20 protein-coding genes and 1 other RNA gene are annotated in these 23,811 nt (G+C 62.0%); 17 read left to right on the top strand and 4 right to left on the bottom strand.

Going from position 1 to position 23,811, the window contains the following annotated elements:
- The first annotated feature begins 57 nt into the window (after window positions 1–57).
- Window positions 58–423: a transfer-messenger RNA gene (ssrA, locus tag LAN70_10470) on the top strand.
- Window positions 424–522: 99 nt separating this feature from the next.
- Here ssrA and LAN70_10465 read toward each other — a convergent pair.
- On the bottom strand, window positions 523–1,524 hold the full coding sequence (locus LAN70_10465; GenBank protein ID MBZ5511579.1) for a radical SAM protein: 1,002 nt from the start codon (window positions 1,522–1,524) through the stop codon (window positions 523–525).
- A gap of 50 nt (window positions 1,525–1,574) precedes the next feature.
- On the bottom strand, window positions 1,575–1,934 hold the full coding sequence (locus tag LAN70_10460) for a hypothetical protein (GenBank protein MBZ5511578.1): 360 nt from the start codon (window positions 1,932–1,934) through the stop codon (window positions 1,575–1,577).
- A gap of 176 nt (window positions 1,935–2,110) precedes the next feature.
- Here LAN70_10460 and LAN70_10455 point away from each other — a divergent pair, with 176 nt between their 5' ends.
- A complete protein-coding gene (locus LAN70_10455; protein MBZ5511577.1) occupies window positions 2,111–4,054 on the top strand; it encodes a CocE/NonD family hydrolase in 1,944 nt (647 codons plus the stop codon).
- 580 nt (window positions 4,055–4,634) lie between these two features.
- Here LAN70_10455 and LAN70_10450 read toward each other — a convergent pair.
- Entirely contained in the window at window positions 4,635–4,907 is a 273-nt protein-coding gene (locus LAN70_10450; protein MBZ5511576.1) for a hypothetical protein, read from the bottom strand.
- A 101-nt stretch (window positions 4,908–5,008) separates the two neighbouring features.
- Here LAN70_10450 and LAN70_10445 point away from each other — a divergent pair, with 101 nt between their 5' ends.
- The 7 genes from LAN70_10445 (at window position 5,009) to LAN70_10415 (ending at window position 13,534) form a co-directional block, all read left to right on the top strand.
- Window positions 5,009–5,548: a hypothetical protein gene (locus LAN70_10445; protein MBZ5511575.1), complete on the top strand. Its 540-nt coding sequence runs from the start codon at window positions 5,009–5,011 to the stop codon at window positions 5,546–5,548.
- Window positions 5,549–5,662: 114 nt separating this feature from the next.
- Window positions 5,663–6,121, top strand: coding sequence for a hypothetical protein (locus LAN70_10440; GenBank protein ID MBZ5511574.1), 459 nt, complete (start codon window positions 5,663–5,665; stop codon window positions 6,119–6,121).
- Window positions 6,082–6,918: a hypothetical protein gene (locus tag LAN70_10435; GenBank protein ID MBZ5511573.1), complete on the top strand. Its 837-nt coding sequence runs from the start codon at window positions 6,082–6,084 to the stop codon at window positions 6,916–6,918. Before LAN70_10440 ends, LAN70_10435 begins: the two co-directional genes overlap by 40 nt.
- On the top strand, window positions 6,915–9,179 hold the full coding sequence (locus LAN70_10430; GenBank protein MBZ5511572.1) for a carboxypeptidase-like regulatory domain-containing protein: 2,265 nt from the start codon (window positions 6,915–6,917) through the stop codon (window positions 9,177–9,179). Before LAN70_10435 ends, LAN70_10430 begins: the two co-directional genes overlap by 4 nt.
- A 152-nt stretch (window positions 9,180–9,331) precedes the next feature.
- Window positions 9,332–10,849, top strand: a complete 1,518-nt coding sequence (locus tag LAN70_10425; protein ID MBZ5511571.1) for an acyl--CoA ligase — start codon at window positions 9,332–9,334, stop codon at window positions 10,847–10,849.
- Window positions 10,846–12,672, top strand: a complete 1,827-nt coding sequence (locus LAN70_10420) for a 2-dehydropantoate 2-reductase (protein MBZ5511570.1) — start codon at window positions 10,846–10,848, stop codon at window positions 12,670–12,672. Before LAN70_10425 ends, LAN70_10420 begins: the two co-directional genes overlap by 4 nt.
- Window positions 12,673–12,805: 133 nt before the next feature.
- Window positions 12,806–13,534: an energy transducer TonB gene (locus tag LAN70_10415; protein ID MBZ5511569.1), complete on the top strand. Its 729-nt coding sequence runs from the start codon at window positions 12,806–12,808 to the stop codon at window positions 13,532–13,534.
- A 390-nt stretch (window positions 13,535–13,924) separates the two neighbouring features.
- On the opposite strand, the gene LAN70_10410 is transcribed toward LAN70_10415, so the two are convergent.
- On the bottom strand, window positions 13,925–14,779 hold the full coding sequence (locus tag LAN70_10410) for a DUF2520 domain-containing protein (protein MBZ5511568.1): 855 nt from the start codon (window positions 14,777–14,779) through the stop codon (window positions 13,925–13,927).
- Window positions 14,780–14,862: 83 nt separating this feature from the next.
- Between LAN70_10410 and LAN70_10405 the strand changes: the two genes are divergently transcribed.
- From LAN70_10405 to LAN70_10370, 8 genes are all read left to right on the top strand, one after another.
- Window positions 14,863–15,426, top strand: a complete 564-nt coding sequence (locus LAN70_10405; protein MBZ5511567.1) for an NUDIX hydrolase — start codon at window positions 14,863–14,865, stop codon at window positions 15,424–15,426.
- A 308-nt stretch (window positions 15,427–15,734) separates the two neighbouring features.
- Window positions 15,735–15,938 carry a cold shock domain-containing protein gene (locus LAN70_10400; GenBank protein MBZ5511566.1) on the top strand — a complete coding sequence of 68 codons (204 nt, stop codon included), beginning with the start codon at window positions 15,735–15,737 and terminating at the stop codon, window positions 15,936–15,938.
- Between the two features lie 12 nt (window positions 15,939–15,950).
- Window positions 15,951–16,097 carry a hypothetical protein gene (locus LAN70_10395; GenBank protein ID MBZ5511565.1) on the top strand — a complete coding sequence of 49 codons (147 nt, stop codon included), beginning with the start codon at window positions 15,951–15,953 and terminating at the stop codon, window positions 16,095–16,097.
- Window positions 16,098–16,135: 38 nt separating this feature from the next.
- Window positions 16,136–17,938 (top strand): DNA polymerase/3'-5' exonuclease PolX, encoded by a 1,803-nt coding sequence (polX, locus tag LAN70_10390; GenBank protein ID MBZ5511564.1) that lies wholly within the window; start codon window positions 16,136–16,138, stop codon window positions 17,936–17,938.
- Window positions 17,939–18,036: 98 nt separating this feature from the next.
- The gene (locus LAN70_10385; protein ID MBZ5511563.1) at window positions 18,037–18,627 is read left to right on the top strand and encodes a hypothetical protein; all 591 of its coding nucleotides are present in this window, start codon (window positions 18,037–18,039) and stop codon (window positions 18,625–18,627) included.
- Window positions 18,628–18,873: 246 nt separating this feature from the next.
- The gene (locus LAN70_10380; protein MBZ5511562.1) at window positions 18,874–20,865 is read left to right on the top strand and encodes a TonB-dependent receptor; all 1,992 of its coding nucleotides are present in this window, start codon (window positions 18,874–18,876) and stop codon (window positions 20,863–20,865) included.
- An 8-nt stretch (window positions 20,866–20,873) separates the two neighbouring features.
- On the top strand, window positions 20,874–21,464 hold the full coding sequence (locus LAN70_10375; GenBank protein MBZ5511561.1) for a YfiR family protein: 591 nt from the start codon (window positions 20,874–20,876) through the stop codon (window positions 21,462–21,464).
- Between the two features lie 3 nt (window positions 21,465–21,467).
- Complete coding sequence (locus LAN70_10370) at window positions 21,468–23,783, top strand: response regulator (GenBank protein MBZ5511560.1); 2,316 nt, start codon at window positions 21,468–21,470, stop codon at window positions 23,781–23,783.
- The last annotated feature ends 28 nt before the right edge of the window (window positions 23,784–23,811 follow it).

Below are 23,811 nucleotides of genomic sequence, written 5' to 3'. Positions count from 1 at the left end.
CCTCAGGGCCGTTCGTGGTGGAGGGCATAGCGAGGGATCTGCCGCTCATCACCGAATGGGGGCGTCACGGCTTCGACGGAGATGCTTGCGGCAGAGAGGCATACCGGGGTGCACACACCCGTAATCGCGTGCAAAACCAATAATTGCCAACCAAACACTGGCATACGCTGCTTAATTAGTTAAGTAGCCGTCCTCCGCGGCTTCGCCTACGGGCCGTGAGCGGGCGTCGCACAGTAGGCTGGCTTCCGCGTGCGGCCCGAGCGCGGCAGCGAGATGCAGGGCTAGCGGCTCGCGTTTCTTGTCGTGTTCTGACCGCGGGCGGCGAACGTTTCCCTTGAGTGGGAAGCATGAACGCGAATAAGTATGTAGGCTCTCTGCCAGTGACAGCTTCGGACGCGGGTTCAACTCCCGCCGCCTCCACCATCTTTTCTACCTCTGTTTTCAATCAGTTGACCGGACGCTTTTGTCCGTCCATCAGGCACACGAGACGTGACCGGCGAATGCGGCTATGCTGCGTCGCGCTCAGTGCGCCTTCACCGAAAAGAACCCACTCACGTTCTCCCACAGCAATTGCGGGAAGGTCTTGTCGAGATAGGAGCGGATGGAGACGTAGCACTGGTCGCAGCCGTTGGTGGGGGTGAACTCGGCCGCCATGCGCGCATACTCCTCCAGCCGGTAACGCTGGAAGACCATGGAGCAGGGTTGCAGCCAGCCGTCGCTGGTCACCACCAGGAAGCGGTGCCCGGCCTTGCAGCCCGGCATCCCGCCCTGCTCGAAGAAGCGCCGGGTGGAGGCCAGGGTGCTGGGCGAGTTCACGATCCAGTTGGTGTGGTCGCGGCGGGCCTCCACTGCATCCAGCTCACGGTTGAGTGCAGCCAGTTGCTCGGGCGTGGTGAGCGAGTAGTCACGGCAGCCGGTGCGGCGCGCCGAATACGAGCTGTAGCAGATATTCACGCCCCACTCCCGCGCCTTGTCCGCCAGCCGGCTGATCTCGCCGACATTCTCGCTGGTGATGCAGGAATTCAGCACGATGTCGTCGTAGCCGTGGCGCGCCAGCCGTGGCACGATGTCGCTGAGATGCCCGTAGAGCCCAGGATGGCGGCGAAAGGTGTCGTGCCGTTCGTCGGGAAAATCCAGGCTGACGGAGAACTGGTCCACGCCTGCCTGGTGAAGCGCCAGGTACAGGTCCTCCGTCATCTCCGACCAGTTGGAGACCAGGATGGTGTAGGGCACGCCCGCGCCCGCCTTGATGCTGCGCACGATCTCCACCACGTCCGGGCGCAGCAGCGGCTCGCCGCCCGACACCTGGACCACGCATGGTCGCAGTACTTTCATGTAGCGGCGGTAGTCGGCGGGCTCCAGTTGGCGCGAATCGTCCCTGGGGCCGCCGTGATCGCAGTGCTTGCAAAAGCATGTGCAGGAGTCGGTGACTTCGAAGGAGACGACGATGGGGCGGCCGGCCGGCCAGTTCCGCGAGCCTCGCCCGATGATGTGCAGCGAATCGACGAAGGAAACCTTGCGCATGCGACGTGATCACCTCGTACATTGGTGCGCGAAACTGATGCTATTCCCGATCACAGACCTCGCGCAATCTCAAACCGCTTACCCCGTTCCCACTGCAGGAAGCCCGGCTGCACGGCTGTAATCGCATTCGCGACCAGCTCCGCGAGGCCACCACATAGGATCCGGTTCTTTTCCCAAGGCGCGTGCTCCGCCAGCAGATCGCACAACTGCGTTTTGCAGTTGCCGCAGGGCGCGCACTCCGCCCACGGATTCATCTCGCGGAACTGCGGGCAAAGGCGGCGCAGGACCTCGCGCTGCGGTTCCACCACTCCGCGCCGCACCAGCCCGCTGGCTGGACCCAAGGCGGAGGAGAAGTAGTGAGAACGGCTGTGGGTGTTATCGCCAGTTACCGGTTCGCCGCTGTCTGGCAAGCCCGTTATACGTCCACTTGACTGCAAGACCTGTCGTGCTCGCCGCTCGCCCTCCTGATGCGTTCGCGCTTGCATTTCCGGAGCAGAATGCCGTACACGTTTCTGTGCGGCATTTCAACAGAACCATGCCGCAAGGGGAGCGTTCCATGAAAGTTCATGGCCGCGTTCGCGCCGCGATGGCGCTGATCGCGCTGTCGGGCCTGGCATTGTGCGTGGCAACGTGCGTGGCGCAGGCGCCACCGCAAGCGCAGTATCCTGCCTTGCCCAGCGAAATCCCCTCCAAGTTCCAGGCGGTTACTGACAGCTTCGACTATGTCCGGCGCGAGGCGATGATTCCCATGCGCGACGGCGTCAAGCTGCACACGGTCATCCTTGTTCCCAAGGGCGCCAGCCACGCCCCGATCCTGCTTACGCGCACTCCGTACGATGCCAACCGGCTGACCAGTCACGCGCAGAGTTCGCATCTCGCGCCGATTTTGGACGGCTACGACAACGCCACCGACGTCATCGCGGATGGCGGTTACATCCGGGTCGTCCAGGATGTGCGCGGCAAACATGGTTCCGAGGGCGACTACGTGATGAACCGCCCACTCCGTGGCCCGCTGAACCCTACGCCGGTGGACCATGCGACCGACACCTACGACACGATCGATTGGCTGGTGAAGAACGTTCCCGAAACCAACGGCAAAGTGGGCATCCTCGGCATCTCGTATAACGGCTTCCTGCCCCTGATGGCGCTCATCAATCCGCATCCCGCACTCAAAGTTTCCGTGCCCATGAACCCCATGGTGGATGGCTGGATGGGCGACGACTGGTTTCACAACGGCGCATTCCGTGAACAGGGCATGGGCTACATCCACGACCAGGAGGCGAGCCGCGATTCCCGCGTGAAGTGGTGGACCAGCCACTTCGACATGTATGACGAGTTCCTGCAGTTCGGCTCCGCCGGCGAACTCGGCCGCCGCCACGGGCTGGAGCAGGTTGGGTTCTGGCGCAAGATACTCGAGCACCCGAGCTACGACGCCTTCTGGCGAGACCAGGCAGTGGATCAACTGCTTGCCCGGGAACCGCTCAAGGTGCCGGTCATGCTGGTGCACAGCCTGTGGGACCAGGAGGACATCTACGGCGCGATCGCCGTTTACAAGGCGATCAAGCCGAAGGACACGAACAATAACACAGTGTTCCTCGTCCTTGGCCCCTGGCATCACGGGCAGGAGATCCGCGACGGCAGCAGTCTCGGCGACGTCAAGTTCAACAGCGATACTGCGCTCTATTTCCGTGAGCACATCCTGGCGCCATTCCTGGCTCACTACCTGAAGGACGAAGCTCCCGAAGCTGCCATTGCTCCCGTCAATGTATTCGAAACGGGGACGAACCAGTGGCTACGCTTGCCGGCGTGGCCGGCGGGTTGTACGAGCGGCTGCACCGTGCGTCCGACGCCGCTCTACCTCGACGCCGGTCTGAAACTGAGCTTTACTGCGCCCAAGGCGGACGACGCGGCATTTGATGAATACGTCTCTGACCCCGCCCGGCCTGTCCCGTTCCGCTTGCGGCCTATCGACTCGAATTTCTCTAGCCACGGGAAGCCGTGGTCGCAGTGGCTTGCCGATGATCAGCGCGAATTCTCCAGCCGCACCGACGTGTTGACCTTCGTCTCCGACCCCCTGACCGCGCCGGTCAAGATCAGCGGTCAACCGGTCGCCAATCTCGTTGCCTCCACCAGCGGGACCGACTCGGACTGGGTGGTGAAGGTGATCGACGTTTACCCGGACGAGGTTGCCGCGCAGCCCGCGATGGGCGGATATCAGCTCATGGTCTCTGCCGATATCTTGCGTGGCCGCTATCGCGAAAGCCTGGAAACAGCGAAGCCGATCGCTCCTGACAAGCCGCTGGTCTATCGCTTCACACTGCCGACTGCCAACCACGCTTTCCTTCCCGGCCACCGCATCATGGTGCAGGTACAGTCGAGCTGGTTTCCGCTGTACGACCGCAACCCGCAGACCTTCGTGCCGAACATGTTCTGGGCGAAACCGGAAAATTACGTGAAAGCCGTACAGCGCGTCTACCACGCCCCCGGCCAGGCCAGTTTCATCGAACTACCCATGGTGAGCACGCCATAGGACTGGCGTTCTGGCTTGCGTTGCGCAAAATCAAGAGCTGAATACACCGTCGTGGGCGTTCACCCTTTCTCATCTTGAAACCAGAATTTGAGATAAGGCCTGCCTCCGTCTCAAAACCGTGCGACGTGTATCACCGCCCGGTCGAGGAGGAGCGACCCCACTAGCGCTTGCGAAAATTGCGTAAAGCAAGATTACGGTGGTAATCACCACGCCGTACTCCACCTTCCGGGAAAAGTTTTACCCGTTTCGGGATTCCATAAGCGCTTTCGTGGTCAAGAGTTACGTGACAAAACCCCATTTTCAGAATTAGGTCCGGAAACGGGACTCACGGCGACTCGCGTGCAATCTGCGAAGGCGCAAACAAGAAATCTGAGGATTTCGGCATGCGTTGTCGCGCACTCGTGCTGCTTATCGCGTTCGGAGGTTTGGCACTGGCCCGTTGCGATGCGGCGACGGCCACCACTACACAGACCCTGACTGCCGCCATCGGCGCGCTCGCGAAGGTATCTGTTCCCTCCGGGCTTGCCCTCTCGCCGACCGGAACTTTCTTCAGCCCGTTTACTGCCTCCATGACGATGAATTACAAGGCTCGTACCACCTCTTCCGGGAGCGGAAACATAACCACGAAGGCGACAGCGGATTTCACGCCCAGCGGCGGACCCTCGATTTCCTCCGGCCAGCTTACGTACACCTGTTCGGGAGCCACGCTCGGCACCACTTGCTCTAGCACGCTGACGGTTTCGACCACCTCGGCGACCAGCGTGATCAGCCTGCCAGCATCCGCCTGCACGGGAGGAGGAGCGCCGTGCAGCACGGCGAATCCCAATTCGGTATCGCTTGGATTCAGTCTCACGAACAGTCCTGGGTCTTCGACTGGGACGTACCAGGTCACCCTGCAGTTTACGGCGAGCGCAATTTGAAACAAACCAACCAAAGGTAAGGAGAACAACCAGAATGAAACGTCTTAGTGTCTTAGCCGTCCTGGCAGTGTTGTGCATGAGCTCGTTGAGTTATGCGCAGTTTGCCAGTACCGGCACAACCACACTTGCGGTGACGGTGGGGCCCGAAGCAGCTATTCGGATCGATACCGCCAGCACCGCATTAACTGCCTCGGGTACGAATTTTGCCAACCCATACTCGGGAACAACCAACTTCACCTACAAAGTCCGCACCACGAAAGTCGGCGGCAGCGGCACGATCACGCTGAAGGTCACCACCGACTTCGCTGGCGCCGGCGGTCCCTCGGTCGGGACTCCTCCGACGGCGGGCGACGCCCTGACCTACACCTGTTCCGTTGTCAGTGTGGGCACGGCTTGCTCGGCCCCGGTAACCGCGTCCACCGCCTCATCCACCAACGTGCTCACCTTCGGCGCCGACGCAAAGTCGCCGATCGCTGGTGACCCGGGCTCGGTCGTATGGTCGCTGACCAACGATCCGGTGTATTCGACCGGCTCGTACAACGCCACGGTGACTTTCACCGTGAGTGCGGCCTGATCGGCCACGGGAGAGACCATGCGGAAACGCTCACTTGCGTTGCTGTGGGTCTTGCTAATGCCAGCTGGGTTGGCGCGTGCGGCATCTCCGCTACCGCTCCAACCCGCTTTGGCATTGCCGCGAATCGTACTGGGCTGGTTCGCCGTGAGCGTCACCAGCTTTACGGCTACGCCGAGTCCCATATCCATTGCCGCGTCCGATCCCGACACGAATCCTACGCCCAGCGCGTCGGCGACCTTGCGGTGGACTCAGGCCGGCGCCACCATCAACAGAACCTGGAACGTGAAGGTCACCGCTCCTGCTTCTTTTCCTGGTTGTTCGACGGTGCCCATTTCGGCCGTGACGATTACCTGCGACAGCGTCTCCGCGACCAATACAGGAGGCGGCTGGACTGGCACGTGTGCCGGCTCGGCGACGCTCAACACCACGGGTGTCACCTTCGCCAGCGGAACTGAGGGCAATAGCTCGAGCAGGAACCTGACCGTCAACCTGCACTACAACCTGGCGGATTCCTGGAAATATATAGGTGGATCATGTTCATTAAACTTAACCTACACCGTCACTGCCAACTAGCCATCGCCTGCCTCATGCTGGCCGCGAGCGCTACGCTGGCGCATGCGCAGATTGGTCTGGGATTGGCGCCCATGCGCCTGGAGTTTCGCCTTGCGCCCGGTCAGCAACAGTCCGGCACGCTGAACCTCAGTAACGACTCCGGCACGAAAGTCCGTATCCGTTCGGAGTTGTTGGACTTCTTCGTTGACAGCACCGCGACTCCGCAGTTTGAACGCGATCTCACTCAGGAAGCCGCTTATTCCTGCCGCTCCTGGCTGATGGTCAATCCCATGGAGACGGAAGCCATGGCTGAAATTCAACTACCGGTTCGCTTCACGATCAGGGTTCCAGAAGGCGTGAAGGAAGGCAGCTATCACTGTGCTGCGGGGTTCGTCACCTTGCCGCCGGCGGACCAGGTTCAGACGACGGGAATCCGTACCGCCGTTCGGGTGGTCACCGCGTTCTACGTCGTGGTTGGGAACCCCACGGTGGATGGAGGCCTGAAGCTCATCCAGATCGAACCAATAAGAAATGCCAAACCGGACGGAGCCGTCCTGCAGGCCGTGGTGGTGATTGAAAATCGCGGCCATATGCACTTCCGACCCAAGGGCACACTCACCGTGTTGGACGCCAGCGGCAACACCGTGGAAACCAAGGACTTTCAGAACTTGCCCGTGCTTCCCGAACGCGAACAACGATTTCTTTTCCCTCTTAGCACAGACGTGCGCACCGGCGCCTACAGGCTACGGGCCCGCGTGGACCTGGGGACCGGAGAAATTCAGGAAGCCAGCGCGGTGGTTGCAGCGAAGAAACCGTGAGCTATGATTTCATCACCGGACGCGTCGCTTCTTTGGCGATGCTCGTACTTTCAATGGCGGTGGCGTGCAACCTTCCGGCTGCTGGTCAGACTGCCGGTGAAGCCGACGTTGCGATTCAGGCGTACTACTCGGAAGGTAACAACCAGCCAGTCGTAGATACCGCCGGGACCAGCGTCGCGTTCCGCAATTTCATTCCTCACCTGGGCATGCTGAAGGGTAGTTTTCAAGGCTGGAGCAATGATGGCGAATTCCGCACCGGCGACAACTTCCTCGAATTAAGTGGGGTCGCATTTCTCGACCGGCATTGGACTTTCACCGGCGGCGATTTTCGTCTTTCCACCAACTTAGTCCAAAATCCGTTTATGAACTTATATACCCCCGATATAAGTGCGCGAGGATTCCGCGTGCAAGCCACTCGGGGTGATCGCACCTACACCTTCTTTGCGGGGAACGAGACTTTGTTGCAGGGACCCAGGATCCCTTTCCGAATTCGCGTGCCACAGAACGTTGTCGGTGGTGCAGTTCAGCAGAACCTGGGGACCCGATTGGAGATTGGCTTTCGTTTTCTTCACCTGTCGGCCGATTCCGCACCGGCGCAGCCACTGTTGATCACGACGCGGACCTTTGATTCGGTCAATATCTTCATCATTCAGGGCTTGTACAAGGTCCGCAAGCACCTGACGTTCTATGCGGAAGCGGCGAATTCGATGGTCGCAGGAGGGGCAGATCCTCCGCGACATCCTGTGTCGGTGTTCTTGGGGCCAATGTGGCAATCCGACACGCTCACAGTTCGCGCCAACTACGTCTATCAGGGCGCCGCTTATCTGCCCCTCCCCGGATACTTGGTGGGGGACCGTCGCGGACCTTTCATCGACGTGCAGTACCGGCCGCGGCGCTCGATCGAACTGCATGGTTCGGCGAGCCGATATTCGAACAACCTCGATGCCTCCAGCCAAGTGCCGACGTTACAGTCTTCAACCTATTCGAGCGGCATCTCTTGGACTCTGCCCTGGAAACTCACCGCCAACGGAGATGTCACAGTCATCCACCTACGCGCCGCTGGAGGCAATGATGTTGATGTCCTCGACTCACCGAATGAGCGCCAGGTCACTCTGAGTCTCGCCCGGCCACTGGGCCGTCAGACGCTGAGGTTTTCCTTCTTTGACCTGAACGTGCAGTCGAAGAACACCGTCCAGCGGCAGCAAGCCGATGAAATTGAAGACACGCTCGCATGGCGCCACTTCACGTTCGCCGGAGCGGTGCGCATGCAGCGCGCACTCGACCAGAGCTCCCGCAACACATTGTTCTTCCGCACCTCAGCGCAATTGAACCTGAAACAAGTGTCGGCTTATGCGCAGCTTCAGAAGGGCACCGATCTCATCAGCCGCACCCTCTTTGCCACCAATTCCTTTAGCTCGACGGTAATCGGATTAAGTGCTCCCCTGGTCAAAGGCTCACGCCTGCAGATTGAGGCATTCCGGAACCAGATGACTTCTGTGCTCAACGCGGAGAGCATATTCGTGCTCGAAAATCGTGGCGCTGCCATCCCTGCAACCCTGGCAGGTTTCAACCAGTGGAGTTTGTACGTTCGAATATCAAAGCAATTCCGTTGGGGTTCCGACATCAGCCAGTTAAGTCAGGCGGCACTGCAAGTCCCGTTGGTCGGTGCGGTGGAGGGATTCGTTCGGCAGATCGGCAACTCGAGCGGCGATGTCGCCGGCGTGCCGGTGACGCTCGATAACGGGCGCACGGCGACCACCGATGGCAGCGGCCGATACCGGTTCATCGATGTTCCCGAAGGTGTTCACGAGGTCAGACTCGCCGTTCGTGAGCTTGCCGCCGACCTTGAACCCGCTGACAACTCCAGTCTTGTTGTGAAGGTCGCGCCCCATACCGTGGCGCGCGCCGACTTCTCCGTCAAGCGCCTGGGATCGCTGTCCGGAAAAGTGACGGTTCCTTCCGGTATGTCGCCGGAGTCCGTCATTGTTCGCCTGCTTCCCACCGAGCGCTACACAACTCCGGATCCGGACGGCAGTTTCGCTTTTTTCAACTTGCCGGAAGGAGACTACCAACTGGCCATCGATGAGAAGAACCTTCCGGAAGGATCGTTCGTCCGATCCGCGCCAGTGCTGCAAGCGTCGGTGCGGCTCGATGCGCCTGTCACTCCGGTTGCGTTCGAGCTCGCCATGCGCGTCGCCGAGAAGCCGGTCCGTGTTCTCTTTCAGCAGGAGATCAGCGTCGGCCGGCGCAACAAGAAATAGGGTCACGCTTGGGTGCATCTGGTTCGCCGCCGCGCTCGCACCCCGCTACGTGAATTTGAAACCCCGCCCCTGGGTCTGACATCCAACGCTCACGCGCTAAGTACCGCAAGCGTCCGGCCGCACCTCTAGCCGCATGGATTAATATTCAAACGATGCAGTCCGTAACCACTGTTTTGGAAGCGTTGCAGCTTGCCCCGGGCGGCCGCACCGCGATCATCATCCCTGAATCCGGAGCGCGCGTGACCTATGCCGCGCTCCGTCAACAGGTGCTCGAAATGGCCGACACCCTGGCGGCGGCGGGAGTCCGTCGCGGCAGCCGGGTGGCCATCGCGCTGCCTAACGGCTTGCCCGCCATCGTGAGCTTCCTGGCGGCCACCATCGCCGGCACGGCCGCGCCCATGAACCAGACGTACAAGTACCAGGAATTCCGCTTTTACCTGCAGGATACAAACGCCAAGGTGCTGATCATGGCACACGACGACGCGGGCGAGGCGGGCAACGCCGCGGCCGACAGCGGAGTTCCAATCCTGCCGGTTGTAGTTGATGCCCAGGGTACGGTTCGCCTTCGGGGAGTCGCTCCGAAGCCGTGGACGACAGCGCCTACAGAGGACGACATCGCCTTGGTTCTCCACACCAGCGGCAGCACGGGGCAGCCCAAGCGCGTCCCCTTGGAGCATCGCCATCTGGCTCTATCGGCGGCCAACATCGTCAAGACCTACGCCTTGTCGCCCGACGACGTGTCGCTGTGCTTCATGCCCCTGTTTCACGTCCACGGCATCGTCGCCTCCACCTTGGCGCCGCTGCTTTCCGGCGGCACCGTGGTGGCGCCTACCGGCGTGAACCCGCTCATCTTCTGGCGCCTGGTGCGGCAATATCGGGTCACCTGGTACACCGCGGTTCCGACCATCCACCACGTGGTCTCGGCCCGCGCCCGCAGCGGCGATCGCCCCCAGCAGGGCGGATCGTTGCGCTTCGTGCGCTCCGCCAGCGCGCCCCTGGCGCCCGACGCCATGCGAAAGATGGAAGAGGTCTTCGGCGTGCCCGTCCTGGAAGCTTACGGAATGACGGAAGCGGCGCACCAGATGGCGTCCAATCCCCTGCCGCCCGCCGCGCGCAAGGCGGGATCGGTCGGGCTACCGACGGGATTGGAAATCAGCATCATGGATTCGCTCGGCCATCACTTGCCGGGCCGGGAGCGCGGCGAGATCGTCATCAAGGGTCCCAACGTGTTTCACGGTTATGAAAACAACCCGGCTGCCAATGCCGAGGCCTTTACGGACGGATGGTTCCGCACCGGCGATGAGGGATGGAAAGACGAGGACGGGTACGTCCACATCTCCGGACGGATCAAGGAACTGATCAACCGCGCCGGCGAGAAGATCGCGCCGCGCCACGTCGACGAGGTGCTCGGAGAACATCCTGCGGTCGCCGAGGCCGTGACCTTCGGCATGCCGCATCCCACGCTCGGCGAAGAAGTGGCCGCCGCCGTGGTTTTGCGCGAAGGACACAGCGACGCCGACCTGTTGAAATTCTGTCGCGAACGCCTGGCGCACTTCGAGTGTCCCAAGAAGATTTTTGTCGTCGAAAGCATCCCGCGCACCGCGACCGGCAAGATTCTGCGCCGCGCCGTGGCTGCCGCCCTGTGCAGCGGGAAGGAGCACATGGCATGAAGTTTCTGATCGCCGGCGCGGGCGCCGTGGGGGCCTACATGGGGGCCAAGATGGCGCGCGCCGGATTGGACGTCACGCTATTCGCGCGCGGCAAGCATCTCCAGGTCATCCAGGAACGCGGCGTTCGCGTGGCCGGCGCCGAGGAGGAGTTCCAAGCTCGGCCCAAGACCACCGGCAACCTGGAGCAGGCAGGCGTTTTCGACGTCGTGTTCCTGACCGTGAAGGCGCACAGCCTTCCGCAACTGGCGCCGCAGTTGCGCAGCGTCATCGGTCCGGAAACCACGGTCGTCAGCACGCAGAACGGCATTCCCTGGTGGTTTTTTCAGGGCGCAGGCGGCGAACTCGAAGGCCTTCGTCTGGAACGCGTCGATCCCGGCGGCGTGGTTTCCGCCGCGATTCCCGCGAAGCAGGTACTCGGCTCGATCATCTACTTCGCGACGGATATCGCCGAGCCCGGCGTCGTCCGCCACACCGAGGGCAGCCGCATCTCGCTCGGCGAGCCGGATGGAACCCGCTCGGAACGCGCCCGGAAAATAGCGGAGGCGCTGATTGCCTCAGGCCTGCGCTGCCCCATCACTACCCACATCCGGCGGGAAATCTGGGTCAAGATTCTCGGCAACGTCGTGTTCAATCCGGTGAGCGCCCTCAGCGGGGCGACGCTGGCGCAAATGACGGGTCATCCGGAGGTTTCGGCCATCGTCCGCGAGGTGATGCGCGAGACCGAAGCTGTCGGCAAGAAGCTTGGCTTCGAATTGCCCATCACCATTGATCAGCGCATCGCCGGCGCTGCCAAAGTTGGCGAGCACAAGACTTCCATGCTCCAGGACCTGGAGGCCGGGCGCCCGCTCGAACTCGATGCCATCGTCGGCGCGGTTGTCGAACTGGGCGAGCGCCTGAAAGTTTCGATGCCGCACACGCGCACCATCTACGCCTGTACCAAACTCCTTGCGGAAGTCCGCAGCGGGAGCGTGTCCAAGATGCCAGAGAAAGCAATCACCATTAAAGAAGTGACCACCGCAGAAATCGACTCCGTCGCGCGCGAACTCCTCGCCGCGTCCGAAACCGGTGCGATGGTGGCCGTCCCGCCGTCGGACCGCGGTTTCGATCTCGACGCGTGCTACGCCGTGGAATGGGAAATCAAGCGCCGGCGCGAGCAGGCCGGGCACAAGGCGGTGGGCCGCAAGGTCGGCTTCGCGAACAAGGCGATGTGGCGCATCCTCAAGCTGCCGACGCTGGTCTGGGGCCACATGTACGACGACACCGTCCACTACGCCGAAAACAATTCCGCCGAGATTTCGCTGCCCAAGGCGCGCTCGCTGAAGATCGAGCCGGAAATCATGTTCGGCCTGAAGCGGCCGATCACTGCGGAAGGCCTGGACGCCGCGGCAGCGCTCGACGCCTGCGAATGGATTGCCTTCGGCTTCGAGATCATTGACGGCCCGTTTCCCGACTGGAAATTTCAACCCGGCGATTTCGTCGCATCGCTCGGCTTGCACGCCGCGCTCATTGTCGGCGAACGCAAGCCGGTCACGCCTGACCTGATTCCCACGCTCATCGAGCAGCTCCCGTCATTCAAGGTCCGCATGTCGAAAAACGGCGCGTTCGTCGAAGAGGGCTCGGGAAAAAATTCCTTGCGCAGTCCCGCGTTATGCCTGGCGGAATTGGGGGGAGCCGTGCTGAAGCGCGGTCAACCACCGTTGGGCACGGGCGAGATTATCAGCTCCGGCACGCTGACCGCCGGCCATCTGACCGGCCCAGGCGATACCTGGACCGCCGAACTTCACGGACTTCCCCTCCCCAATCTTTCCCTTCGGCTCGCGTAGAAATCCGCACAGCGATTGATTTCCGCGTTCCGCGGAACAATTTGTTCAGAGTTGTTGTCCAATCCAGTGACAGCAAGCGCGCGGCGCGGACCCCATCCCCCGCCGCTGCGCGATGGGGAGATAGGACACTGACGTGTTCACCGAATCTCTCCTGGAGACGTCTGCCCACTCGCGCCGCGGCTTGTCCACGATCCTGTCGTTCGCCGTACAAACCGTCGCCATTGTCGCGCTGGTTTTGTTGCCGCTGTTCTACACCCAGGCTCTACCCGGAATTGTCACGCTCGGTCCTCTGATTGGCCCGCCGCCGGGTGAGCCTGCTCATGCCGCGTCGAATGAGCAGCGCTCGACGCGTGCGTCAACCTCCGAGATAGTGGACAACACTGTGCGGGAGCCGATGCAGATTCGGAAGGGAGTCGCCGAGATTCACGACCAGGCCTCCCCCGAACCCATCGTGGACAACGGATTTGCGGTTCCGGGCGCCACCGGTTCTCGCGAAGCCGGCACGCAGATCATGTCGCTGCTGGCGCCTCCGCCCAGGCCCAGCGCGCCGCCGCCCGCGCCTCCGACGCGCCCCGTTCCGATTTCCGGTGGCGTTTCGCAGGGTCTTCTGATCCAGCAAGTGCGCCCGGCGTATCCGGCGCTGGCCATCGCGGCCCGTGTGCAAGGACCGGTCATCCTGAGCGCGCTCATCAGCCGCGGCGGTACGATTGAAAACCTCCGGCTGGTAAGCGGCCATCCCATGCTCGTGCAAGCCGCTATCGAAGCGGTCCGGCAATGGCGGTACCGGCCGTACCTGCTCAATGGGGAGCCGGTCGAGGTCGAGACTCAAATCACCGTGAACTTCACCCTTGGCGGCGGATGACCGGCCAGTTAGTTCATTGGCAAACCGTTTCTGGTTCCGCCCCAATTTGGGACTGACCGTTTAGTCAACGTCGCTTCCTGGCGTGCCGATTTTCTTGACTTCCTCTCGGCTGATCCTAAGCTCGGTGAGCACAAGTTCTTCCCCAGCGCGCCCAACACGCGTGCTGGTCCCGTCCGCCCGACGCCCGCGTGCCGCGTGACTGCGGCGTAAAGGTGCTCGCGAGCGCCGCGCGGATGGACTGCCCCGTGGCGGAGAACACAACTGCCACGGGGCCCATTTATTTTGATGTTCTTGTCATCCCGACCCTGAGCGAAGTCGAAGGGGAGGGATCTAGGTTTTCGCCAGGCGTAACCGAGCCGCCCGAGGCGACCTCAAGTCACCAATCGCAAATCACAAATTCTTCAACAACTCCGCAATCGCCCTCTTCCTCTTCACCGGCAGCGTTTTCATCGCGCTCCGTGCCAGCGCCACATACGCCGCTCGCGCCTCGGGCAGCGCCCGCAGCACCTCCAGGTGCCGCCGCACGGTCTCGATGTCCCCGCGCACCAGGGGTCCGCTGAACGCACCCCCCGGGCCGTGCTCGATATAATTCGCCACCGTCTGCCGGAGGATAGGCGCAATCGCCGCCCGGGCTGAAACCCGGTCCAATCCGGCCTTGCGTGCCACCCGCTCCGCCGCCGCAATGGTCGCCACAATCAGCGGCGACGTAAATGCCCCAAACGCGTGATACATCGGCTTGCGCCGCGCCTCAATCAGCACCGCGCGTCCGCCCAGGTCACGCGCAATCCGCCGCGCCGCGCGCACCGCCCCGGCATCACCCTCGATGGCAAACGTGACCCCTCGCAAGTCCGGCCGCACGTTGCGTACGAATGTCATCATGGGATGAACGGACGCGACTGCCGCACCCCGCTTCTTGAGCCGCTGCAGCTCCCGGCTGCTCAGCGCCCCGCTGGAATGGAACGCGATCTTTCCATCCCACCTGGTGGCCTTGGCCAGCTCCGCCGCACAGGCAGCGATCGCACCGTCGCCCACGCAGATCCAAACGATCTCGGCATCGAACCTGGCCTCGCCTGTAACCGCGTCACGGGCGCCGATCTCGCGTGCCAAGGCGCGGGCGCGTTTAGCCGATATGCCGCCGCGATGAACAATCTCCCGCACGCGATATCCCGCCGCGTGCAGCGCGCGTGCCATGGCACTGCCCAGGTTCCCCGGCCCGACCATCGTGATCGCTGGCTTGCGTGGCATGAAGTCGCCGAAGCATAACAGTTGTCAATCGCCACTCGCCAATCACAAATCGCCCATCAGTTCCACTCGCGTATATTGAACCCATGCCACGAACCCGCAAGCGCAAGCGAGCCAAGATCATCTCCTCCCGCGCCGTCTATCGCGGACCGGTTTTCTTTGTCACTACCGACCGCGTCCACGAGCCCGGAAGTATCGTGGTCCGCCGCGACGTCGTCCGCCACAGCGGCTCTATCGTCATCATGGCGGTGGACGATACCCGCTCCGAGCCGCGCGTCCTGCTCGCGCGCCAGTACCGCCACGCCGCCAACGACTACCTGTGGGAGCTTCCTGCTGGACGCATTGACCCCGGCGAATCCGAGCTCGAGGGCGCCAAGCGCGAGCTGATCGAGGAAACCGGCTACACCGCCGCGCACTGGCGCCGCGCCCTCTTCTTCTATTCCAGCCCCGGCTTCCTCGACGAAACCATGGCCGTCTATCTCGCTACCGGGTTGAAGCGCGGCAAGGCGCAGCCCGAAGAAGATGAGGTCATCCAGAAACGCATGTTCCCGCTTGCGCAACTGGTTCGCATGGTCATGAGCGGCGCCATCCGCGACGGCAAAACCATTGCGGCCGTCCTTTGGCTCTCCGAGACATCTCGAAAAAAATAATCGTGGCCTGGGGCCTAGCCGCCGGCTATCAGCCAGCGCTGTTACTCAAGCACCTTCCTGCACTTAGGGACGAGGCGCACGCGCATGAACGGAGAGCTTTACCTCTATGCGCTCTTGACCACACATCCCAACCGCATCAGAATGACATCAAACCATTCGCAAGGTCCCCTTCTGCCAAACTAGGCGAGGCGCCGGCAAGCCGAGACTCGCCGTCGTAATTGGCCGCAATCTCGAAGGGCCGACAGGGCCGCGCGCGTCGTGGGGGCGCGGTGGCGTTCAAAGCACGGAGGAAGAGAACGGTGGCACGTATTCAAGGCAAAGTGAAGTGGTTCAACAACGCAAAGGGATTCGGCTTCATCGGCCGCGAGGATGGTCCGGACGTCTTCGTCCATTACAGCGCCATTACTTCGGAGGGCTATAAGAGCCTGCAGGAAGGCGACGATGTCGAGTTCGAGATCGTCCAAGGCCAGAAGGGGCCGCAAGCCGGAAATGTTACCAAGCTGACGGCCTGAGCAGCACCAGGTTTGACCGTCATCGAGCCCGGCTACCGCGGCTGGGCTGCGCTTTTTGGCGAATCGGCCCTCGGCGCCCGGCTCTCGGGTCTTCCAATCACCCGCGAAATCCTGCATCACGGCCGCTGCTTTCAAACCTTCACGGCCGACCGCCGATAGCCGACAGCCGCTTCTCAGGCATAGAATCCTCAACGCGTATGCCCGAACAACGCCCGCTCGACAACAAAGCCATCGCCTCCATCCTCAATGAAACGGCCGACTTGATGGAGATCAACGGCGACGATCCCTTCCGTATCCGTTCTTATCGCCGCGCCGCCGAAGCCATCGAAGCGCTCGACCAGCCCATCTGGGCGCTGATACCCGAACCCAAGAAGCTGCTCGAAATTCCCGGCATCGGCAAAGGCATGAGCGCCCACCTGAAAGACCTCTACGAGACCGGCCGGGTCACAACGCACGCCGAACTTCTCAAGAAGTACCACCCTTCCATGCTTGAGCTGCTGAAGATCCAGGGCCTCGGCCCCAAGACCATCGCTCTGCTGTGGAGCGCGCACCAGGTCAGCGATCTGGAAGGCGTGGAAAAGCTGGCACGCGCCGGCAAGCTGCGCGAGCTGCCGCGCATGGGCGAGAAGCAGGAACAGAAAATCCTCAAGGCAATCGAGAGTTACCGCCGCATCTCCGGCCGCTTCTGCCTCGACCACGCCGACGAGATCGCGCAGAAACTCAGCGATCACGTGGCGCATTTGCCGGGCGTGGACAAGGTCACGCCTGCCGGCTCGCTGCGCCGCGGACGCGAAACCGTCGGCGACCTCGACATCCTCATTACCGGCAAGTGCTGCCTGCACGAGGAGCAGCGCAACGCCGTCATCGAGCAGATCGTGGGCTTCCCCGGCATTCTCGAGGTCATCGCCCGCGGGGAAAACAAGGTCAGCTTCAAGCTGAGCAGCGGCATGCAGGTGGACGTGCGCCTGCTCCCGCCGGAATCCTTCGGCGCCGCCATGCAGTATTTCACCGGCTCGAAATCGCACAACGTCGCCCTGCGCCAGCGCGCGCTCAAGCTCGGCTACACGCTCAACGAATACGGCTTGGTCAAGCTCGAAGGCGAGAAGCGCGTCGCCGGCAAGACGGAAGAGGAAATCTACGCCAAGCTCGGCATGGATTGCCCTCCTCCTGAGCTGCGCGAAAACAGCGGCGAAATCGAAGCCGCCATCGAGCACCGCTTGCCCAAGCTCATCGAGCAGCGCGACCTCCAGGGCGACGTGCACATGCACACCGTGGAAACCGACGGCAAGTGCACCATCGAGGAGATGGCCGACGCCGCCCGCGCTCGCGGTTACAAGTACATGGCCATCACCGACCATTCCAAAAATCTGGCGATGGCCAACGGCCTCGACGACAAGCGAGCGCTGGCGCACGTCAAGAAAATCCGCAAGGCGAGCGAGAAGGCCGCCGGCATTCGCATCTTTGCCGGCATTGAATTGGACATCCTCGCTGACGGCTCGCTCGACCTCTCCGACTCCGTGCTGGAAGAAATGGATATCGTCATCGCCAGCGTCCACTCGGCCTTCAACCAGGAACCGCAGCAGATGACCGACCGCCTGCTGAAAGCTATCGCGAACAAGCACGTCTCCGTCATCGGCCATCCCACGGGACGTATCCTGCTGCGGCGCGATGCCTATCCGTTCGACATGGAAGCCGTGCTCGCCGCCGCCGCGCGCAACCTGGTCGCTATGGAGTTGAACGCGTATCCCGATCGCCTCGACCTCTGCGATCGCCATCTGCGCATGGCCAAGGACCGTGGTGTGAAGATCGTCATCAACACTGACTCCCACCACACCACGCACCTGGAACTAATCAAGTACGGCGTCGTGCAGGCCCGCCGCGCCTGGCTGACGAAAGAAGACGTGCTCAACACCTTGACTACAGAAAAATTCGCTAAGGCGATGAAGAAGCAATGGCCGGTGGTCAGTGGTCAGGACCACCAGCCGCATAGCGGCGAATGAAAATAGCCCGGCACTTTAGTGCCGGGAAAGAATAGCGTGATCGCGCCAGTCCTGTAGGGACGGCTGAACGAATCCAATATCAGTCGGGAGGTCCTTTTATGCCGGAAGATAACGAGAAACTGAAACCAACGCCGGCGCCCAAGAAGGACGCCGACAGCTACGATCGCGCCCACGTCCCCATGGGAGAAGAGTTCGACAAGGCCAAATGGACGCTTCCGCCCTGGCAGCCGGTCGTCATCGCGCTGGTCGTGGTCGGCATTGTGGTCGCAATTTTTTCCTGGGTTACCAAGGTCAAGCCGCAAGGCAAGGCGACCATCGACAACATCAACGTGGTCCAACTGCAGGACGGCAGCAACGTGCTGGTCGCGATCAATGCCACCCTCAACAACACCGGCAAGAAGCCGCTCTGGATCCACGACATCAAGGCGCAAGTGGCGACCGATAAGGGCAACTTCTCCGACGAGGCCGCGCCCGCCGTGGACGTGGAGCGCTACTACCAGGCCTTCCCCGATCTCAAACAGAACACCTTGCCCGCGCTGCTCCCCGAGGCCAAAATTGCTCCCGGCGGCCAGCAAGCGGGCACTATGGTCTTCAGTTTTCCGGTCACCAAGGACCAGTTCGACAAGCGCAAGTCGCTGACCGTCACCATCCAGCCGTACGATCAAAAAGCGGTGGTGCTGACGAAATAACGCCCATCGTTCGCGCCCAACTCGCCTGCCTCTCGCCCGCCCATAGCCCTCGATCACGTATCCCGCGTCTGCCAGCACCGGCAGACTGTCGCGTCGACGCCTCTGCAAATCGGGAATGACTCCGAAGTGAAACTTCGGCATCGCCGATAGCACAGGAATTGCACCTTGCTTCCCTGCCCGCTAACGGAGAATTGGACAACCAAGCAATCGAAGGCAACGCGCAGAGCGCGGAGGAATGGAGCGACTATGACGGTGCGCATTTTGGCTTTTCTGGTAGTGCTCGGGCTGGTTGCGCCGGTCGCGGCAGGACAACAGGATGCGGGCGGTGACTTAAAAACGCTCAACCTCGAGCAGCTCATGAACGTGCAGTTCTACACGGCGTCGAAACGAGCGCAGAAGGCCAGCGACACACCGGCATCGGTGACGGTGGTGACCGCCGACGACATTCGCACCTTCGGCTACCGAACGCTGGCGGAGGTCTTGGATGGGGTTCGCGGATTATGGGTGAACTACGACCGCAATTACAGCTACTTGGGAGTGCGCGGTTTCTCACGTCCGGGAAACTACAACACGCGCATCCTACTGCTGGTCAACGGGCACCGGCTCAATGACGATATCGTGGATGGAGGGATGATCGGAACCGACTTCCCGCTGGATCTGGATCTGATTGAGCGGATCGAGATCGTCCGCGGCCCGAGTTCATCGCTGTACGGCACCAACGCCTTCTTCGGAGTGATCAACATCCTGACGCGCCAAGCGCCGATTGCCACCAAGGTCGAGGTTTCCAGCGATGTTGGCAGCCAGTACGCCCGCCGGGGGCGGGTGACGATCGGGTTGCCGCAGCTGCTGAAGGGGGCGCTGTTTTCGGCCTCGCTTTACCAATCCGACGGGGCGGAATCGCTGTATTTTCCCGAATTCGACTCGCCGCCAACCAACCATGGAATTGTCTCCGGACGGGACGGCGACCGCTATGGCAACGCTTTCGCTGTGGTGCAACTGAAAGAACACTTTGAGTTGCAGGCGCTGGTGGGTTCGCGCCGGAAACAAGTGCCGACGGCCCCCTACGGTGGGTCTTTCAACGATTCCATCGACCAGACGATTGACTCACGCGGATTCGTGGACCTGGCCTACAAACGCCAGTTCGCATCCGGAATGCAGTTGATGGCGAGGTGGTATTACGACGCCTATGCCTTCCATGGCACTTACGCCTTCGATTTTCCCGATGTGACCGTCGTGGGGGACTTCAACATGCGGGACGACTTGGTCGGCAGCGAAATCAACCTGTCGCGCCCTTTAGGACAGCGGAACATCGTTACCGCCGGGACGGAATTTCGGTACAACCTGCGGCAAATCCAGCAAGCGCGCGCCGACATCTTTCCCGATCTCCTCCTGGATGACCGCCGCAACTCCAGCGTCTATGCTGTTTTTGCGCAAGACGAGATCACGCTGACCTCGCGGCTGTCGCTCAATACCGGGGTTCGCATCGACCACTACAGCACCTTCGGAACAGCGGTGAGCCCGCGTTTTGCCGCCATCTATCACCCCGACGGAAAAACCACTTTGAAGTACATCTTTGGTCGTGCTTTCCGGGCGCCCTCGGCCAACGAACTGTTTTTCGGCAATATCGTTTTATTGCAGGCGAATCCGTTGCTGAAACCGGAGACCATCCTGAGCCACAACATGGGCGTGGAACGCGCGCTGACTCCTGAACTGCGCGTGTCGGCGGAAGCGTTCCTCAACAACATGGAAGATCTCATTGATCTCTCGGTCAATCCGGCAAACGGGTCGATGCGCTACGAGAATGTCCACTCGAACCGGGGACAGGGCTTGGAATTTGAGATCCAGGCGCAGCGGCACGGCTGGCGGGGAGACCTCAGCTACACGCTGCAGAAGGGCGAGGATCAGCAGACGCATGAGAGGCTGCCGAATGCGCCGCTGCACCTGGCCAAGCTGAAAGTGCAAGTTCCGATCGGCAGCACCTTCCTGGGCGGGATTGAATTGCGCTACGCCAGCCCGCAATACACCGACCCGGGATACCGAATTCCCGAGCGGTTTATCACCAACATCACGGTGTCGAACCGCAAGCCGCTGCTGGGATTCGACATCTCGGCAAGCTGCTACAACCTGTTCGACCGCAGCAACTACGATCCGGTGGGCTCGTACCTGCGACAGCAGCGCATCCTGCAGGATGGGCGCGGCTTCCGCATCAAGATCGCGCGCGCATTTTCACGGGATTAGCCGGGAACATGGGACACACAAGCTCGCAATTCGCCGGCATGCTACGCGCGATCGTGTTGGGCGCAGTCGCCCTCGCGCTCGGGCCCGGAATTTTATCTTCGCCGGCATCCGCGCAGGGCAAACATTCGCTCCCCGAGGAGCACCAGCTCAAAGCCGCCTTCGTTTTCAACCTGATCCCCTTCGTGGAATGGCCGGCGGCGAGAGCGGGCGAGCGGCTGGTGGTGGGCTTCGCCGGCGAAGGGCCGATGGAAACCGCACTGCAATCCTTCTTCAAGGAACAGGGGCCACGAGCTTCCGGCATTGAGATGCGCGTGGTGCATGGACGCAACGAACTGCGCGCCTGCCATGTCCTGTTCCTGGCGTACCCGGACGGCACGCGCATGCGGGAGGCCCTGGCCCAGTTGCAAGGGGCCAGCGTGCTGACGATCGGCGACGGAGAGGCATTCGTGCGCATGGGAGGCGTGATCGGGTTCGAGGCGCAAGGCAACAAACTGCGTCTGCTGGTCAATCCGAACGCCGCGCAACGGGCGCGCCTGCGCATCAGCGCCAAGCTGATGAGCATGTCAACGGCGGTTCCGGACGAGTTCTGGAGAGACTGAGCCATGAGAAGCCTGCACAACATCCCGGTGGGGCAGAAGTTCACGCTGATCATCATGATCACCATGATCACGGCCCTGTTGATGCTGGCGGGCGCGTTTCTCGCCTATGACTACCGCGATTCCCGGCGCGAAGCGTTTGACCAACTGGCGACCTTGAGCAAGATCGTGGCCGACAACAGCACGGCGGCGCTGACCTTCGAAGATGACAAGGCCGCGGCGGAGGTGCTGGCCGCGCTGGCCGCCGAAGCCGGCATTGAAAGCGCGTGTACTTACAACCTGCTGGGACAAGTCATCGCCAAGTACGGTCGAAACCAAAGACAGAGCTGCCCGGAGCAGCCGTCGGCCCAGACCGGCGGCGCCCTGGTGGCTGGCGGCGCCGTGTTCGTGCAGCCGGTGGTGCTGCGAGGACGCCAGCGCGGAACCATCTACATCCGGTCCAACCTGCAGTCGATGCGGGCGCGCCGGGACCGCTTCACCGTGATCACCCTGGCGTTCCTGCTGAGCTCGCTGGCGGCCGGAGCGATGGTCGGCAATGTCCTGCGGAAATACATTGTCCACCCAATCGGCGAACTGGCGGCCCTGATGGGAGTGGTCTCGCGTTCGCGCGACTACTCGCTGCGCGCCGTGCCCCGGGGCTCCGATGAGATCGGGCAATTGGTCGAAGGCTGCAACCGCATGTTGCGCCAGATCGAGGAAGGCCAAAAGGAGCTGGCCGAAGCCCGGGACACAGCCGAGGCGGCCAGCCGCTCAAAAAGCGAATTCCTGGCCAATATGAGCCACGAGATTCGCACCCCGATGAACGGCATCATCGGCATGACCGAGCTGGCGCTCACTACCGATCTCACCGCCGAGCAACGCGAGTTTCTCACCCTCGTGAGATCTTCGGCCGATTCCCTGCTCGTGGTCATCAACGACATCCTGGATTACTCCAAAATCGAAGCCGGAAAAATCGTGCTCGATTCCGTGCAGTTCAACATGTGGGGGCTGCTGGGCGACCTGATGAAGACCTCGGCCATTGCCGCGCACCGCAAAGGCCTGGAGCTGGCGTATCGCATGGAACCGTCGGTGCCCCCGGAACTGGTGGGCGACCCGGTGCGGCTGCGGCAGGTTCTGCTCAATCTGGTCGGCAACGCCATCAAGTTCACCGACGCCGGCGAAGTCGTCGTCAACGTGCGGGGAGAAGAACAGGGCAACCGCCTCACGCTGCACTTCACCGTCAGGGACACCGGCATCGGCATCCCCCCGGAGAAACAGAAGAAAATCTTCCAGGCCTTCGAGCAGGCAGACACTTCGACCACGCGGCATTACGGCGGGACGGGGCTTGGGCTGGCCATCTCCACCCGCATCGTGCTGCTCATGGGCGGCAAGATCTGGGTGGAGAGCGATTCGGGTACCGGATCGATTTTCCACTTCACCGGCGAGTTCACTATTCCGCAAGGCGTGGAACAACCCACCCCGCTGGAGATGGAGGATCTCGCCGGGTTACGCGTACTGATCATCGACGACAACGAGACCAATCGGCGCATCCTGGAAGAAATGACGCGCCACTGGAAGATGCGGCCCGAAGGCGCGGCGTCCGGCGAGGCCGGGCTGCGCGCGCTGGCCAAAGCCGCGACCACGGAACGGCCGTTCCGCCTGATCCTGCTGGACGAACAAATGCCGGGCATGGACGGCTTCGAGGTCATCCAGTTGATCCGTGCCAATCCGCACTTCGACGGGGCGACCATCATGATGCTTACCTCCGCCAATCAGACCGAAAGCGCGGTACGCTGCCGCAAGCTGGGGGTGGCCCATTACCTGATCAAGCCGATCAAGCCGGCGGAGTTGCTGATCGCCATCCGCAGCGCGCTCGGGGAAGCGCCGGCGCCCGTGCTCGCGCCGCGCCAACCGGCCGCGGCCGCACCCAAGGGACGCTCGTTGCGCATTCTGGTTGCCGAAGACAACCTGGTGAACCAGAAGCTGGCGGTGAGGCTGCTGGAAAAACTGGGCCACAGCGCGGTGCTGGCGGAGAACGGAAGCGAGGCGATCGCCAAGTGGCAGCAGTCGGCCTACGACCTGATCTTCATGGACGTGCAGATGGCGGAGATGGATGGCCTGGAGGCCACGCGGCGGATCCGTGAACAGGAGGAGAGCAGCGGCGGGCACATCCCGATCGTCGCCATGACGGCGTACGCGATGAGCGGAGACCGCGAGCGCTGCCTGGAGGCGGGCATGGACGGTTACATCTCCAAGCCGGTCAGCCTGGCGGCACTGGAGCAGGCCATCGCCGACCCGGCGGGCGCCGCCGCCCCGGTCGCAGCCACGCGGGTTGAAAGGTGAACTCTAGGTGAGGACTTCGCCGCCGGTT

The organism is Terriglobia bacterium (assembly GCA_020072845.1).
Lineage (GTDB): Bacteria > Acidobacteriota > Terriglobia > Terriglobales > Acidobacteriaceae > JAIQGF01.
Note: the sequence above shows the minus strand (reverse complement) of the source record. Positions and strands in the feature narration are given on the sequence as shown.